Annotated in this window: 15 protein-coding genes and 2 pseudogenes; 16 read left to right on the top strand and 1 reads right to left on the bottom strand. The window is 48.5% G+C overall.

Going from position 1 to position 16,561, the window contains the following annotated elements; translation table 11 throughout:
* The first annotated feature begins 237 nt into the window (after positions 1 to 237).
* The 14 genes and pseudogenes from WMW72_RS18615 to WMW72_RS18545 all read left to right on the top strand — a co-directional run bounded on the left by WMW72_RS18615 (position 238) and on the right by WMW72_RS18545 (position 14,447).
* Positions 238 to 768, top strand: a complete 531-nt coding sequence (locus tag WMW72_RS18615) for a GNAT family N-acetyltransferase (protein WP_341417038.1) — start codon at positions 238 to 240, stop codon at positions 766 to 768.
* A complete protein-coding gene (locus WMW72_RS18610; protein ID WP_341417037.1) occupies positions 765 to 1,793 on the top strand; it encodes an LLM class flavin-dependent oxidoreductase in 1,029 nt (342 codons plus the stop codon). The genes WMW72_RS18615 and WMW72_RS18610 overlap by 4 nt, the downstream gene beginning before the upstream one ends.
* Positions 1,790 to 3,115 carry an LLM class flavin-dependent oxidoreductase gene (locus WMW72_RS18605; protein WP_341417036.1) on the top strand — a complete coding sequence of 442 codons (1,326 nt, stop codon included), beginning with the start codon at positions 1,790 to 1,792 and terminating at the stop codon, positions 3,113 to 3,115. Before WMW72_RS18610 ends, WMW72_RS18605 begins: the two co-directional genes overlap by 4 nt.
* Positions 3,112 to 4,347: a M20 metallopeptidase family protein gene (locus WMW72_RS18600; protein ID WP_341417035.1), complete on the top strand. Its 1,236-nt coding sequence runs from the start codon at positions 3,112 to 3,114 to the stop codon at positions 4,345 to 4,347. The genes WMW72_RS18605 and WMW72_RS18600 overlap by 4 nt, the downstream gene beginning before the upstream one ends.
* Positions 4,293 to 5,198 (top strand): transporter substrate-binding domain-containing protein, encoded by a 906-nt coding sequence (locus WMW72_RS18595; protein WP_341417034.1) that lies wholly within the window; start codon positions 4,293 to 4,295, stop codon positions 5,196 to 5,198. Before WMW72_RS18600 ends, WMW72_RS18595 begins: the two co-directional genes overlap by 55 nt.
* Positions 5,199 to 5,220: 22 nt before the next feature.
* Positions 5,221 to 5,922 (top strand): amino acid ABC transporter permease, encoded by a 702-nt coding sequence (locus tag WMW72_RS18590; RefSeq protein ID WP_341417033.1) that lies wholly within the window; start codon positions 5,221 to 5,223, stop codon positions 5,920 to 5,922.
* Between the two features lie 79 nt (positions 5,923 to 6,001).
* Positions 6,002 to 6,715, top strand: coding sequence for an amino acid ABC transporter permease (locus WMW72_RS18585; protein WP_341417032.1), 714 nt, complete (start codon positions 6,002 to 6,004; stop codon positions 6,713 to 6,715).
* A 254-nt stretch (positions 6,716 to 6,969) separates the two neighbouring features.
* Positions 6,970 to 7,122, top strand: a pseudogene (locus tag WMW72_RS35620) (RHS repeat-associated core domain-containing protein); the annotation flags it as partial.
* A gap of 718 nt (positions 7,123 to 7,840) precedes the next feature.
* Positions 7,841 to 8,056, top strand: a complete 216-nt coding sequence (locus WMW72_RS18570; RefSeq protein ID WP_341417031.1) for a hypothetical protein — start codon at positions 7,841 to 7,843, stop codon at positions 8,054 to 8,056.
* A 1,174-nt stretch (positions 8,057 to 9,230) separates the two neighbouring features.
* Positions 9,231 to 10,082, top strand: coding sequence for a rolling circle replication-associated protein (locus WMW72_RS18565; protein WP_341417030.1), 852 nt, complete (start codon positions 9,231 to 9,233; stop codon positions 10,080 to 10,082).
* A 196-nt stretch (positions 10,083 to 10,278) separates the two neighbouring features.
* Positions 10,279 to 10,536, top strand: a complete 258-nt coding sequence (locus tag WMW72_RS18560) for a hypothetical protein (protein WP_341417029.1) — start codon at positions 10,279 to 10,281, stop codon at positions 10,534 to 10,536.
* 140 nt (positions 10,537 to 10,676) lie between these two features.
* A complete protein-coding gene (locus WMW72_RS18555) occupies positions 10,677 to 11,912 on the top strand; it encodes an IS110 family RNA-guided transposase (protein WP_341417028.1) in 1,236 nt (411 codons plus the stop codon).
* A gap of 385 nt (positions 11,913 to 12,297) precedes the next feature.
* The gene (locus tag WMW72_RS18550; protein ID WP_341417027.1) at positions 12,298 to 12,510 is read left to right on the top strand and encodes a hypothetical protein; all 213 of its coding nucleotides are present in this window, start codon (positions 12,298 to 12,300) and stop codon (positions 12,508 to 12,510) included.
* A 413-nt stretch (positions 12,511 to 12,923) separates the two neighbouring features.
* Entirely contained in the window at positions 12,924 to 14,447 is a 1,524-nt protein-coding gene (locus tag WMW72_RS18545) for a P-loop ATPase, Sll1717 family (RefSeq protein WP_341417026.1), read from the top strand.
* A 483-nt stretch (positions 14,448 to 14,930) separates the two neighbouring features.
* On the opposite strand, the pseudogene WMW72_RS18540 reads toward WMW72_RS18545, so the two are convergent.
* A pseudogene (locus tag WMW72_RS18540) lies at positions 14,931 to 15,234 on the bottom strand (IS4 family transposase); the annotation flags it as partial.
* A gap of 104 nt (positions 15,235 to 15,338) precedes the next feature.
* On the opposite strand from WMW72_RS18540, the gene WMW72_RS18535 reads away from it, so the two are divergent.
* Positions 15,339 to 15,575 carry a transposase gene (locus WMW72_RS18535; RefSeq protein ID WP_341417024.1) on the top strand — a complete coding sequence of 79 codons (237 nt, stop codon included), beginning with the start codon at positions 15,339 to 15,341 and terminating at the stop codon, positions 15,573 to 15,575.
* Between the two features lie 300 nt (positions 15,576 to 15,875).
* Positions 15,876 to 16,271: a hypothetical protein gene (locus WMW72_RS18530; RefSeq protein WP_341417023.1), complete on the top strand. Its 396-nt coding sequence runs from the start codon at positions 15,876 to 15,878 to the stop codon at positions 16,269 to 16,271.
* Positions 16,272 to 16,561 lie beyond the last annotated feature (290 nt).

The raw sequence follows: 16,561 nt of genomic DNA, 5'->3' as shown, positions 1-16,561 counted from the left end.
GTAAGTGTAACTGAGTCAGTTCTTCCCAAGCAACATATACGCTATGCGTCGCATGTTGACCGTACCAACGGAAACATCCCGGGGAATAAGGGGTGTTTTTTATTTATCTTTAATTCCTAGTAAGCGCATAAGAGTAGTTTATTTCGTTAGTCCTTGGCAATCCATGCTTTAGACATGAAGAGCGGAATATGAAACATGTAGAGACTGCCTACAAGGCGTAAGGAGGACCTGAACATCATGACGGAAGAAATCAGGCTGGCGACGTTAGCCGATGCCCCGGCCATACTTGATCTTACGCTGAGGGCTTATGCGCCGATTCGCGAACTGGGTCTGTCCTTCCCTGCGGCAACTGCCGACCTGGGGAAGGTAGAGAACAATATCCGCCGACAGCGCACCTACGTGCTGCTGGTGGACGGCTCTATCGTATCGACGGTCTCCATCTCCCTGCCGGAGTGGGTCAGACAAGTGATTGAGTATCCGTTCGAGCTACCCTTCATCTGGTGGTTCGCTACGGATCCGGAGTATGGAGGGAAGGGGATCGGCGGCCGATTGCTGGATCGGGTGGAGGAGCTCGCATGCCGCGAGCTGAATTCGGACGCTGTGACACTGTCGACGTCCACCCGGCATCCCTGGCTCGTGGACATGTATAAGAGACGAGGCTATGAGACGGTGAAGGAAACGGACAAGGGCGAGCAGGGCATATCGGTCATTATGCGGAAGGCAATAAATCTTGGACATACAGAATCTGAGAAGGAGGGAGAGCATTGACGATCCGAATCGGTGTGCTGGACCGTAGTCCCGTGAATGAAGGAGAAACCCCGGTACAGGCGATTGCCCATACCTTGAAATTGGCTCAGAAGGCAGAAGAGCTTGGCTTCTATCGCTTCTGGGTATCGGAGCATCACGGCTCCGACGTCTTGGTCGGTTCATCCCCGGAGGTGCTGATAGCTCACCTGCTGGCGCAAACGAGCCGCATCCGAATCGGCTCCGGCGGTGTGATGCTGCAGCATTACAGCCCCTTTAAGGTGGCTGAAAATTTCAACCTGTTGGCCTCGCTGTCCCCGGGCCGGGTCGATCTGGGCGTCGGCCGAGGGCCGGGCGGGCTGCCGCTGTCAAGCAAGGCGCTGCTGCCGGCCACGCAGGGCGAGGCGCTTCCGATCGCCGATAAATTGGCGCAGCTGGATCAGTACCTGAACCAGGGAGGAAGCGACGGCCTCAAGGCCCAGCCGCTGCCTGTAACCCCGCCTGCGCTGTACGTGCTCGGAGCTGGAGGCTCCAGTGCCAGACTGGCTGCCGACCAAGGCTTGCCTTATGTCTACGCCCATTTTCTCAATGGCGATGAGGAGGTGCTGCTGCAGTCATTGGCTGCTTACCGGGAGCACTTCAAGGCAGCCGGAGGACGGAAGCCGGAGCTGATCTTCGCCGTATCGGTCCTGTTCGCGGATACGGACGAGGATGCGGAACGGCTGGCCGGGGACATGATTACGTATAAGGTTCATCTCAGCAGCGGCAAAACCTTGTCGATCTTCTCACTCGAGCTGGCGGAGCGGCTAGGTCAACAGGCTAATGAGCCTTACACCATCGAAGCCAAGCCCGCAAGTATCCTTCACGGGTCCAAGACGACACTGGCCGAGAAGCTAAGCGGTTTGTGCCGCAAGCATGGCATCGAGGAAGTGATCGTCTTGCCAGCCGCCCATGATTTCTCCAAGCGGCTTCAGGCATATGAGTGGCTGGCCGACGGCCTGCAACTGGATCGACCATTATCTTATTCAATTGGGGAGGCCATTCAATGACAACGAACAGACAATTACGGCTTGGCGCGGGTCTTACCGGTGTCGGCACCAGCAACGCCGCATGGCGCCGTCCGCAGGCCAAGATTAACGCCAGTGTGGATATTGATCACTATATCAGCCAGGCCAGGAAGGCCGAGGAAGGGAAGTTCGACCTTTTGTTTGTCGCCGACGGGCTGTTTATTAACGAGAAGTCGCTTCCGCACTTCTTGAACCGGTTTGAGCCGCTTACGATTTTATCCGCACTTGCCGCCGTTACCTCGCATGTCGGGTTGGTGGCGACCATCTCGACCTCGTACAGTGAGCCTTTCACCATTGCCCGGCAGCTCGCTTCGCTGGACCATATCAGCAAGGGCCGGGCCGGCTGGAATATCGTCACGTCCCCGCTCGAAGGCTCGGCGCTCAACTACGGCAAGCCGCATCCGGAGCATGACGACCGGTACCGGATCGCTGACGAGTTTCTTCAAGTCGTCAAGGGGCTGTGGGATTCGTGGGAAGACGATGCTTTTGTCGGAGACAAGGAGAACGGCGTTTTCTTCGACCCGGATAAGCTGCATGCGCTGAATCATCAGGGAACGTATTTCTCCGTGCAGGGTCCGCTTAATATCATCCGGTCCCGGCAGGGGCATCCCGTGATCTTCCAGGCAGGGACATCTTCAGTGGGACGGGATTTTGCGGCTGCTCATGCGGACTGCGTCTTCACGAACCTCGTGTCGCTGGAGTCCGCTCAAGCTTACTACAACGACATCAAGAGCCGAGCCGTGCATTTCGGCAAGAATCCTGCGGATATCTCCATTCTGCCGAGCATCCAGCCGGTGCTGGGAGCGACTCAGGAAGAAGCGGACCGTAAATTCCGGCGGGTAGGAGAGCTGCTGAGTGCGGAGGATACGCTGAACTACTTGGGCCGTTTCTTCGATCACTATGACTTCTCGAAGCATCCGCTGGATGAGCCGTTTCCGGAGCTGGATGACAGCGTAGGCGGCAATGCGTTCCAGGGAGGTACCCGCCGGATCAAGAGTCAGGCGAAGGAAAACAATTGGACGCTTCGGGAGACGGCGCTGCAGGCCACATATCCCCGCCATCCGTTCATCGGCACGCCGGAGAAGGTTGCGGACGAGATTCAGCGCTGGTTCGAGTCTGGGGCATCGGACGGATTTATCGTCGGGCAAAATGAAGCCGGAGGCTTCGAGGAGTTCGTGGACCTGGTCGTGCCGATCCTGCAGGATCGGGGGTTGTTCCGCAAAGAATATGAGACGGACACGTTCCGCGGTCATCTGAGCCTGCCGGTGCCGGCTAACCGCTATGTGAAGGAAGTGCAGCGATGAGCGAGGCTCTGCATTATGTCGATACGCTGAAGGCGGAGCTCATCGAGCTTCGCCGGGACTTTCACCAGTATCCGGAGATTTTATTCGACGTGGACCGGACAGCTGCCAAGGTGGCGGCTTATCTGGAGAGCCTGGGTCTGGACGTAAGAACCGGGGTGGGCAAGCATTTCGGCAAAGGAGTCATCGGCGTGCTGGATAGCGGCAAGCCGGGACCCACGCTTCTGCTGCGCGCGGATATGGACGCACTCGCCATCACCGAGGGCCATACGTTCGCTCACCGCTCCCGCAATGAAGGTGCGATGCATGCCTGCGGGCATGATGCGCATATGACGATGCTGCTCGGAGCAGCCAAGGCGCTCAGTCGTCACCGCGACGCCTGGACCGGTACGATCCGGTTCGTCTTCCAGCCTGCGGAGGAAAGTGCGGTTCCGAGTCCTTCCGACGGCCGGATGATCAGCGGAGGTAAGGACATGATCGAGGCGGGCGTGCTGGACGGCGTCGATCTGTGCTTCGCTCTGCATGTATGGCCCGAGCTGCCCTCTGGTGTGCTTGGGATTCACCGCCGAGAGGCGATGGCCGCCTCGTCCCATTTCCGGTTCTCCTTCCACGGCGTGGAGGGCCATCACAGCAAGCCGCATCTGGCGGTAGACGCGCTGTCCATAGCGGTTCAGTTTGTCACGGATGTGAAGTTCGCGCTGGCGACCGAGCGGGACCCGTTCGAAACCTCCGTGCTCTGCTTCGGCACCTTGCATGCCGGTAACGCGACGAATGCGATTGCAGGCGAAAGCCAGCTGAGCGGCACGTACCGTGTGCTCGACCCGGAGGCGGTGGGGAGCATCCAGCGTCTGCTGGAAACCCGGGCTGAAGCGGTGACTAACGCTTACGGCGGGAGCTATTCCTCGTTGTATCGGCTGGGCACTCCGCTGATCAACGATGCGGCTGCCGTAGAGCTCGCTTTGCAAGCTGGACGAACGGCGCTGGGTGAGGACAAGACGGTCTTGTTGGATAAACCGAGCCTTGCGGGAGAAGATTTTGCGCTTTATTTGCAGGAGGTGCCGGGCGCCTTCGGATTTCTGGGCATTGCCGATGAGGCGAAGGGCATCACGCAGCCGCTGCATCATCCGCTATTCGATGTGGATGAAGAGGTGCTGACGAGCGGAGCGAAGGTTTTTGTGCAATGGGTGCAGCAGGCTTCGGCCGAAGAGAAGAACAGACGGGGGAATGGACAGTGAAGGTTGGATATCGTCATAAGATGTTGGTATTCCTTGTTGCGGTCATGATGGCCGTACTGGCGGCGGGCTGCGGGGCCAAAGCCGTTACGGATGTAACGCAAGCATCCGCTCCTGCAGGTGCGGGGAGCCCGGCATCAGCCAAGGAAGCAACCCCGAAGAAAATAAAGGTAGGCACCAACCCGGTCGTGCCGAACGTATCCTTCTTGAACGAGAGCGGGAAGCTGACTGGCTATGACGTGGAACTGGTCCGGGAGATTGACAAGCGCCTTCCTGAGTATGAGTTTGAATTTGTCACCGGGGATCTGGCGAATCTGTTCTTGAGTCTGGATACCAAGAAAATTGAATTTATAGCCATGCATCTGGAGCAAAACGAAGAGCGCAAAGCCAAATACTTATTCAATAAAGAACTATACGATTCGTCTAAAACGATGGTAGCCGTGAACGAATCCAACAACATCATTCAATCGATTGATGATCTTAAGGGGAAGTCCGTGCTGGTCACGCCTTCGACTAGTACGGCTGCGGTCATTGAGCGATACAACAAAGCGAATCAGGATGCGGTGAAAATCGTCTACGGCGAGATCACCGATGCCGTTACGCAGATCAAGTCCGGCCGTGTGGACGCTACGATCATCGATTCTTCCCTGGCTGCCAACCTGAACCGGACGGCGGATGCCAAGCTCAAGCTGGTCGGTCCCAACCTTAACCAGCAATCGGGCATTTACTTTGCTTTCCGCAAGGCGGACGGCTCCCCGCTTAGCGAAGCGATTGACAAGGTGCTCAAAGAAATGAAGGACGACGGATCGCTGACCAAGCTCATTCAGCAGTGGCTGAAGCGGGACTATAAATAGCTTTAGAGGGTGAGCCTGGCAGATGGGACAAGCGTTTGACATTCAATTAATAGGGCGTTACTTCTGGATTTTGCTGGAGTATTTGCCTGTCTCCTTGACGATATTGTTCTTCTCGCTGGTGCTTGGCGGCATAGTCGGGGCGCTGCTGGCGGTGCCCCGCTTGTATAAATGGCCGGTGGCGGACGGGTTATGCGCGGCTTATATTTCTTTCTTTCGCGCCACGCCCATCATTATTCAACTGATCCTGATTTTCTACGTATTGCCGGAGCTTCTGAAGGCGGCCGGGTTACAACTGCCGGAGGTTCCCCCAGCGGTGTATGTCGTGCTAACCTTCGGACTGAACAACGGTGCATCCTTAGCGGAGATTTTCCGGGCTTCGGTCAACAGCGTGGATCGCGGCCAATCGGAAGCAGCCGCTTCAGTCGGCCTGTCCGGCTGGGACAGTTTCATGCGGATCATCCTCCCTCAAGCGCTTCGCGTGGCGATGCCCCATCTGTCCAATGTCGTGATCTCCAGTCTCAAGGATACCTCGCTGGCGTTCTCCGTTGGCGTCATGGATATGATGGGGCGCGGCGAAGCGATCGGTCGAGTGTATTTCCACATGCTGGAGGTTTATATCAGTCTAGCGATCATATACTACGCAGTTTGCCTGCTTCTTCAATATTTCTTTGGACGCGCCGAGCGCAGGTTGCAGCGGCATGAACGGGCGCTGACAGGTACTTAGGCCATTAAGGCACACAGGCCAAGTTCTGGTTTGGTAGCCTGCAGGCTGCGCCCAAATGAAGAGGGAGGAGGAGACAACTATGACGTTCGAGCCGCATTTTTTCGGGGAAGCGTTCCTCGGCATCGCCGGGGCGCTTCCGCTGACATTGTTTCTAACTTTGGCTGCGATGATCAACGGATTCGTCATCGGACTTGCGGTGGCGATCATCCGGCTTAGAAAGCCCGCCGTTATCCGTCCGCTGGCTGAGTTTTACGTATCGTTTACTCGGGGCACGCCAGTCGTGCTGCATTTGTTCATCGTATACCTGGGTCTGCCGATGCTCCTGGATACGCTGGCCGATCACTATGGCTGGGGTTTCCGTTCCAAGGACATTCCGCTGTTCGTGCTCGTCGCTGCCGCCCTATCGCTTACTGCTGGCGCCTATATGTCGGAAATTATTCGTTCCGGGATTCTAGCGGTTCCAGGTGGGCAGTTAGAGGCTGCTTATTCCGTCGGAATGACGACCTTCCAAGCCGTTCGCCGAGTCATCTTCCCGCAAGCGATCGGGGCCAGCGTCCCGGGCATGTGCAACTTGTTCGTAGGCATTCTACATGGCTCCTCTCTGGCCTACATGGTCTCGTTGATGGAGATCAACGGCATGGCCATGATGCTCGCGAGTAAAAATTGGAGCTACCTGGAGCCGCTGGCGGCCGTTGCCTTGATCTATTGGGCGATTGTACTGGTAATAGAGCGGCTGGCTGCGGTCGTTGAGAAGAGATGGAAGGTATATAGCGCTGGCGGAGTAGCGGGGTGAGTAAGTGCTAGGAACTTTATTATGATGAAAGGCGGAGTCTATGAAACGGACTCCGCTTTTTGCATATCCGCCAAGCTGCCGGAGGTAAAAGGACCACGTACGGTCTTTCGGTGTTATTTTTGTGAAGAACGAGAGGGGGAATAGCGACCAACTATTATTGGCGGATAAGAACATATAGAGGGAATCTTGACTGAATAGGAAAACTTGCTTCAGTCGTTCTGTTATATCGAATAGTGATGGGATAACGGCATGGATTGCAGTTTTTCCGAGGCGGATGGTATGATCCGAGCATAGGGCGGTTTATTAATGAGGATACGTATGAAGGGGAACTTACGAATCCGCTGAGTTTGAATTTGTATACGTATGTTACAAACAATCCCCTGAAGTGGATTGACCCGACAGGACATTGGTGCACATCTGCTGACGGTAAGTATGCTCATTCCGGTGCTTGCGATGACCCTGCCAATAACTCAAGATATGAAGATGACATATTACACGATGGAGCATCAGAGATATGGAATGGTAAAAATGTGGATACATATTATTACCCTTACCAAGATAGACTTGCAAGATGGGCAGCAGGAGACTCGTTGGCCTATAATACAGCAAGTCAAAGCCAACAACGACAAATGTATCATGATATTTATCAATCAACAATGTCATCAGGTGCAAGTGAGTTTGGCTCCGGATTCATGTTGGGTCTAGAAATGCTGGTTAACCCCGGTAGTAAAATTACTAAAACGATAAGTTTTGCAAATAAATTAAAAAAGGCATCAAAAGCAGCATTTGATATGTTTGAGAATTTTGAAGAACATTATATGAAGCATGTTAAAAAGCAAAAAGAATTTGGTAATATCTCAGAGCAAGAATATCTAGAAGGTGCTTTTAATTTAGCAAGAACCGCCTCAGATGGGAAAAATATTTTCTTTAAAGTTCTTGAAAATGGTAGAGCGGCTACCTTCAACAAGAGAACTAACGAATTAGTTATTACCCATGGTGGCGGTGACTATATAGGAACGTATATGAAACCAGACTATGGAATGTCAGGAGTTCTGTTCTTCTTAAATTTGAAATGATGGGTAGGTTTTTATTTTGAATACTTGTATAGTATGTGGATACGACAAGTTGAACAAACCACAGTACCTTGAATCTGGTGCACCAAATTTCAATGTTTGTCCGTGTTGTGGCTTTCAATCTGGTTACGATGACTTAGTACATGGAAAATCTGTTGATACCTATAGGGCTATGTGGTTAAAAGAGGGGGCACCTTGGTTGAATGAAAAAAAGAAGCCAGTTGATTGGAATTTAGACAAACAATTAATGAACATCACAAAGTTATAAGTCGTTCTCTAACCACAATGCGACTAACCCTCGCGTTGTGGTTTCTTTCCATATACCCAATATAATCCAAAACTACACTTGGCCGAGGCAGCACGTCCACACAACCCTTTACTTTATTAATACATGCTTAGTTCTCTCGGAGTTAGAAGAAAAAGTCTAAACCGGACTAATGATCCCGAGCTTCTGCTTGAAGGCTAAGCGCCCGTATGTGCCCGTAGATGGTGGTGCCTTCCCCCGATCGACCTATCCCTTAGAAATGACTGATGATGGCAGTCTGCCACTTCCTAGACAGCTGTAGCCATTCATTTAAAGAGAAGAAGCCTTCAAGGTCAAGGTGACGGAGCGAAGCGAAGTCCTCCGAGCGTAGCGAGGATAGGACGGGAAGAAAGGAAATAAAAATAATTGTTATCGATTTTAGATCAATGCCTGCGAATGAATCTAATAATTCGAATAATAGCGTATTTATATACGAGATGTCGAATGAATATACGAAAAGATAGACGCCGAGGATCGTTGCCATGTGATGAAACGGTTATGAGCTTCGATGTGGCCGCTACAGGCTCTCTATGAGTTTGTATGTGAAAGTCTTCTGTTAAGTAGGAAATAGGCACCTGTCAGGCGTGTGCGTATAAAACGAATAAAAGTGGAGCGGATATTCAGAAGTAGAACCAAAACTTCTACACCTGAACATTCTGTCCTTCCCTGAAGGCCGGAAGGTAAGGGCTAAGCCTTTGAGTCCTTAACCCTGATAAAGGAACAGCCTGAACTGATTGAGCCCAACAAGGAACTAGAGAATGAAGAAAGGTTTTGGCGAAGCTTCTACTTCTGAATAAGGGAAAGTCATGTCTTCTATGAAGCGTATGAAGCATGACCATCCTCGCTACGCTCGGAGGACTTCGCTTCGCTCGTCACTCAGCTCTTATCGAGCTGATGTATGGATTTCGAATAGCTGTTCCCTTCCTATCCCTGCCTTTCCATAGCCCTTCTGGCGAATAGACGGACGCTGATCGTCCTAAAATCGCCGGAAAGGGCTTTTCGCCATTTCGACTCGTCGAAGTATTATCCTGAGGACCTCACCAATTTCCCATGAACCCCATGGAGTACACTTCTTCTTCCCTGCTTTATTTAGAACAAATGCCCACAGGGGGCTTATGAACCAGGGAGGATGAAGAAGATGGGCGGATATAACTGCCAGATGGTAAGAATTGGGGACTATGTGCGAGTGAAGCGCTATGGGAGAAAGATATACCCTGCGGGAATGAATCCGCGTCTAACGAAGGCCCAGCGCGAGGCCGCGAGAGCGGCGATACGGGCCGACCCGAAGCTCTCCGCTATGGAGAAGTTGCTTCGCTCCGCCATCTATGAGCCTGTAGGGGAGGAAGAACAGCCCAAGAAGCACCGGGAGAGGATGCCCAGACCTGGAAGGCTGACTTTAGCTGAGCGGGAGAAGTTCTGCCACCTGATGGACCTGAATTTCCGCCCGGGAGATAAGTTCATCACCTTGACGTATGAGAGAACGGATATCACGTTGGAAGAAGGAGGACGAGACTTCGAGAACTGGGTGAAGCGGATGAGGGAGTGGTATGGAGATTTTAAATATTTGGCTGTTCGGTCGTTTCAGAAGCGCGGAACGCTGCACTTTCACGTTCTGGCTAACCTTCCCCGCCTCCCGGAGCAGGTCTTGAAGGATCAGACGTTTCAGGCGCTTTGGGGCCAAGGGCGCGTGGATTATCGAACGATCTATGGACTGCCGATGGAAGAACGCCGAAACCGACTGAAGCAAGATATGCTGAATAACCTGAGGGTGTTTAAAGAGGATGAACGCTCCTATGGGAAGCGGTTGTTGCTGCAGAGCAAGAACCTGATCCAGCCAACGAGAATGAAGGGAGATTACGACGAGATGATGAAGGACCTGAGGAGTCATGGCTATCAACCGTATCTCGTCGAGTCGCGCCGATTTCCTGCGGAATACTTGGATTATATGGAGTTGGAGACCTATCGGCTAAGCTCGAGCCAAACTGAGTGATTTAAAGCGGGAATGGAAAGGAAGCATGACGGAAGCATGTAGCTGGCTAGAGTAGGCTGTGTGTACTTATATGCCACTTTAAAAACGAAGTTCCCCACACTTTAAAAAAAGGGCTTGAATTTCTTCTGGGAAGCGTACTATGCTTGCCGATAAGGAATTAATTACCATTTTCTAGAAGCGATGGGGGGGACGGTACGTGAAGGAGAAACGAGAAAGGTACGAGAGTTTAGTGGAGCAAGAAGACAAACGGCTCCAGCAAGTCCAAACGAGCGAAGCTCTAACGATGGTGATACTGGACTATACGTATGAACGTGCGATGGACCTGGACCTCCTGACGGCGGAGGAGTTGCTGGGAAGGGTTCACCGATATACCGAGGAGTTACGATTGTCTCTGCTTCATCTTCGCTTGGAGAAAGCGTATGTGGCCGGGCGGCTGAAAGCGGAAAGTAGATAAGGGAAATCGAAGCTTAAGACTCTGCTAACGTGTCTTTGCGGCTTGTCCGCTCGAACTGAGGATGCAGGCTTAGGTGGAAGCTAACCCGATTCTCTTCCGAGGATGCTGCCCGTCCTACCCTAAGGAAGGAATGATGAGTAATGACACAGCGTGAGAAGGCGATCTATGTCGGGGTTGACCTGCATAAGCAGCACCATACGGCGGTGATCCTCGACGCTTGGAATAAAAAGCTGGGAGAAATCCGTTTCGAGAACAAGCCTGCTATGTTTCCGCTTCTGGAAAAGGAAGTGAAGAAGCATGTCAAGCGGGGCTATAGCGCGGTCTATGGCTTGGAGGATGTAGGGGGTTACGGCAGGTCGCTGGCCCTATACTTGACGGAGAAGAAATATCCGGTGAAGGAAGTGAATCCGGCGCTGTCTGCGTCGAGACGTAAAAGCCACGTAACAGTCCAGAAGTCAGATAGCTGGGATGCGGAATGTGTGGCGAAGGTGCTGCGAGACGAGTGGGAGCAGTTGCCCGATGCGAAGCCTCAAGACTTGTACTGGGCGATTAGCCAACTTGTGACCCAGAGGCGCTGGATCGTGAAGAACCAGAGTGGATTGGTGAAGAAGCTTCACCAGCAACTGGGGTATGTTTACCCGAGTTACAAGAAATTCTTTTCGGAAGTGGATGGAAAGACGGCGCTGGCCTTCTGGAACGACTATCCATCCTCCGTCCACCTGAAACACGTAAGCGTTGAAGGCCTGACGGAGTACCTGAGAGAGCGGAGCAACTATGCTTTATCCGGGAAGAAGGCTGAGCAAATCCTGAATCTGGTCGAGACGGATGGAGATACGATACGGGAGTTTCAGGATAAGCGGGATGCGATTGTGCGAAGCTTGGTAAGAAACATTCGGTTTAATGAAGAGGAACTGGCAGGGCTGGAGAAGGAAATCCGGGAGCTGATGGAGAAGCTAGGATACCAGTTGGAGACGATGACAGGAATTGAAGGAGTCACGGCAGCGGAGCTGGTGGCAGAGATTGGAGATATTCACCGTTTCCCGAGCGCTGAGAAGCTGGCGAGATTCGCAGGAGTAGCGCCGATCCTGTGCGGCTCGGGCAATAAGGTGCGAAATTACAAGAGCAAGCAGGGGAACCGGGAACTGCACGATGTGTTCAAAGCCTTGGCGATTCGGCAGATAGCCGTCACGCGAACGAAGAAGGAGCCGCGTAACGCCTACTTTCACGCGTACTATGAGGAGAAGATGGCGGCTGGGAAGACGAAGCAGCAGGCGATTGTCTGCATCATGCGTAAGCTGGTTAATGTAGTGTACTGCCTGATGAAAACGAAGACAGCCTATGTGATGCCGAAGGTGCCTGTTAAAGATGCGGGATAGTATGCTGGAATGGGGCGGGATTCGCCCCTTATTCTTACGGTTGGTCAGCTTTATTAACTAGGATACGTATGAAGGGAATATTAAGAATCCGTTGAGTTTGAATTTGCATGTGTATAATAATTCGCTGAGGTATAGGGACCCTAGTAGGCATGCTGTAGAAAATGCTGGCTTGAATGATAAGCGGAGGGGTCAAACGGGAATGCTGTTTGATCAAGACTACAACTTGCGGAACAACGTTTTTTTATAGACCGTAATGATGCTAAAACAGTTGGTACCCTACATGAGGGTTGATAGAGGGAGGAAGGAAGATTGGTCTGTTGTGATCGGAGCAACGGTAGCTTGAGCGACCTGCAACGTTTCCAGCGGCATATTAATTACGGCTGGCATGAATACCGCTGACGTAGCAACGGGAGGAACGGCGATTGGAGGAGCAGCAACTTTAGCGAGCGTAGCACTAAGTGTAACAAGTACTTCTCTGAAAACCTACTATCATGTCATTCTAAAGCTATGGCACAGAAATAATCCTTCTTACTTTAGTTTGGATGAGACGTTCAAAAATGCAGGTCCATGTATAGAAATGGGGTTTGGAAAAGCATGATACCCACGGACTTGTTTCAAGTAAGACTAGAGAGTTATGAACATGTAGCCGATCCCAAATTACATGGCTATGGTCAGATGCGTGATCACTGCAAGAAATTATCCCATATTTTTTATGGAAGCTTAGCTTACGGTCTTATTGGTGAATGTGGTACAGGGGGGGGACGTTAACTTACGTACTTTCTGGCAGAACGGATGTAGGTAACAACGAAGATATTTTTAAACGACGAGATAGCGGATCCATTCACGCATAGCCGGGGTTTGCCTTACGACAGCATCCTAAACGACCTCCATAATATGGTGTCAGCTAAAATTGCAACTTCTTGAATTATCCAGTAAAACTCTTTCTTTTATTACAATTTACTTGTACTATAGGTAGTATTAGTAGAGAATGAATCATAGGAGAATAGAACTATGTCAACAAATACAATGGCTTCCACTAAATCGACCTTTAAAGATTTGTACACACGATTCAAACTAATAGAATATCCCTTTACAGTTTACACAACAGAAAACGAGAAGGATAAACTCGTGGATTTGTTTATTCAGCCTTCAGATTATGCTCCCATTATTGAAAGCTTCAGCCATGGGCGAACGATGATGTTAATCGGAAATAGAGGCACAGGGAAAACTGCTTTACTATTTGATCTTCTTCGAAAAGAAAATAAGGCGACGACATTAGTATGCTCAATTGATAATTTTTCTGAATTAGATACAACAGGTGATCTAAAAGAATTTTATAAGTTGATTTTAAAGAATTTAACTTCTCAAATTTTTTTAAGATTAGCTGAGGATAGGAAAAAAATAAATAAACTCAACTCCGAAGAAAGACTCTTACTTTCATATCTTCTTAAGAATTATCTTGAAAATGTCACTAAAAGAAGTTTAAGAGATAAAATTGAGCAGATCCAATCTCCTAAATTAGTCCGCGGGTTAAAAAAAGGGTACAACTACTTCCGCTTTACATTAAATTATGGAACTACTGCCGCCGCAAATATTATATCCGATACTATTACATCACATTTTTCCAAACTACCTCCGCTTATCCAAGAAGGGAAAATAAAAGAGTTCTTTCCAGAATTAACAACTGAAATTGATGAAGGATTTTTGAACCTAGATTCTACATACTCTTTAATTGAGCGCTTTATCTACATTATTAAGAAGATGGGATTCACCAAAATTATCATTTCTCTCGATAAACTTGATGAGGATCCGAGATTCGAGAATGATGCAGAAGGTATATCAGAATTCATAAAGCCTGTTGTCACGGATAATAAATTATTGTTGAACCAAGATATTCAGTTAATTGTTTCGATTTGGGCTGTCCCGTTCTCCATGTTAAGAGATGCTGTAAGGACTCAGAAACACTACTGTCCAGAGATAACTTGGAATAAGGCTGATTTGGTAATGGCACTAAACCAGCGACTAAAAACTTATTCAAATAATCAAATTAGTGATTACAAAGAAATATTTGATCCCAAAGTTGAGGAAACCATGCTCAATGAAGTATTTATTTTAGCTAATTCTAATCCTAGAGATCTCTGGCATGTATTTAATAGAATTTTTGAAGCTCAATTTGAAATTGATCCGGATTCCTCTTATGTTACACTTGAGGCTATTCAACAGGGATTTAAACATTTTGTTCTGAAGTTTAATTTCTATGAGTATTACCCAAGAAAGCTTAATGCTCGGGCAAATACAATGGATATTTACTCCTATGTAGCTCATCTACAAAAATTGCCTGATGAGTTCTTTACGAAAAACCAATTAAATGAATACGCTAAAACTGGCGGTTCAACAAACAATTATGTTGTTGCAATGGAAAAAATGGGTTTGGTTAAAAAACATGAACAAAAATCCGGGACGGTCGTTTATAAAATTAGCGATCCAAAAGTTATTTTCGTAATAAAAAATGGATTGCGAATTGAAAAAAGATAAAATATTATGCCGGTGGCCCCTTTGCCACCTTTCTAAATAAATAATTGATTTCAGCTAACGTTTTATATTCACGAACCCGAAAGGCTTAAGTTTCCGTTCAATCAAGCGCAGCTAATGTTTCTTGCCGGGTAGCTCTCCGTAACTTAGCCTTGCAGGATTGTCCGGCTGACTCCACTTCCAGGCTTCTTAACTTCTGCCGGACCAAGGAGCGAAAGCAACGACGCGTGATACGGTGTAATACCGAATGGCCACATTCATTTTTAATTCCGAAGGTGACCTTTCAAGCCTATTTATTGCTGATTCCCATGATTTTAAGTTTACCTAGTAAAAAAGAATACCGGATTATTATGCACATACGTATAAAGATTCAACGTGAGCGAATTCGTAAGTTCCCCTTCATACATATCCTCAGCAATAAACCTTCCTAGTATTAGGATCAAATATCTTGGCCTTAAATACTCAACTTTCGCAGCACGAAATTGGTCAACAAGCTCTGATGTAGTTGGGCAACACCGCAATCCATTGCCCAAGTTGACGCTTAATCAAAGCCGACAGCTTCATCCCAGCTTTATTGGCTACTTCGTTTATCAAATCGAGCAACTGTTGCAGGGCCACCATCCAAACAAGTGTGCCAACTTCGTCGTACAGCAAATAAAACAAACCACCGAAGGAGAGCGCGTCCGTGTCTTTCTTTCCGATGCTGCCACTCAAGAAGCATGTTGCTGGAAAACACAATCGCCGTATGGCTGATTAACAAATCATAGGAGCGGCCTTGAAAGTTACTCTGGTCCTCAATGCCGTTACGGTGGAGAGGATCGTCTACACTTAGTTGGATAATAAAAATAAGGGCTTGTGGAATAAACCTATCATCCTAAGGAGCAGATCTCAATAATGCCAAAACAACAACGACGTACTTTTATAGTACAATTCAAAAAACAAATGGTGGAACTCTGTGAAAATGGCAAATCCAGAGTAGCAATTGTGGAGGAATACGACCTCACAGCCTCCGCTTTAGACCGCTGGATCAAACAAGCCACGACCACAGGATTCTTCAAAGAAGCCGGATTCATGGGACGCACAATGTATCGCTATGATACTCATGGAGGAATTTTACTTAGTTACATATAGCGAGAAGCTGAATTTTGAGGGACTAATATAATTAATCTCATACTCTAATCTATGTAACGAACTCTCGAATCTTCTTACTTGTTTTTTTGGGTAATTGGCTCTCTAATGATTTGTTATTGGATTAGAGTGAAAACGAGTACTTGGAATTATTTTCAAAGGACTGACGAAGTTGGATTCAATGAGGTATCCATTACTAAAATGGCTAGGGAAGCTGCAAGGCAAGGAATCAGAAGCGGTAGTTTATAATTCAATGATTTATGGAATACAGTTAAATCTGTTTAAATTGATATGGAGAATAGTATGAGAAAATATAAAGCGTTCTATTTTGCCTCGGAGAATAGTGTGTTTCTTTTAATGATCTATCAAAACGAAAATAGTATTGATATTCACGGTGAGCTTCTCGTTAATGAGTTGCTATTTGAAAAGCGCCCATTTATTGATGAAGTACCAACAATACACTCAACAACGCATCCCTTTATCGGTGAAGTTTATAATAAAGAAATCGATATAAAATTTACAGGTGAAGCCAAATCGTTAAATCCTGATTGGAAGGACCCTTTGACAGGATTGTTTTGGAAAGGGATTTGGGAGGATGACAAGATTATTTTCCTAAATTCTACTTTTCCAGACGTGAAAAATATGCCTTTTTTGTTAACAGAAGATGAGAAATATTTTTTGAGTTGCTGGTTGAATTAGGTGAGAGATTAACCCGGTTGCAGCAGTTCATTCCTACCACAATGCGATAACCCTCGTATTGTGGTTTTTTATTTTGAATTCAAGTCAGTGCCTCTCCTTTAACTGCTTGTAACTCCATCACTTCACTCTTAACTAAGAATAAAGAAGTATTAAATTTTTTTGATATTAGCCAAGAAACGACATTTTCCCTCATTTTAGGACGAGAAAATGAGTATTTATTCTTATATTCATCAAAATGTTTAGTATTTGTTTAGAGGTCATTGTTTATAATGCAGGAAAGCTTACCGAAA

Origin of the sequence: Paenibacillus filicis (assembly GCF_038070315.1) — a bacterium.
Lineage (GTDB): Bacteria > Bacillota > Bacilli > Paenibacillales > NBRC-103111 > Paenibacillus_G > Paenibacillus_G filicis.
The sequence above is the reverse complement of the archived record's forward strand: the minus strand, read 5'-3'. Positions and strand labels throughout refer to the sequence as shown.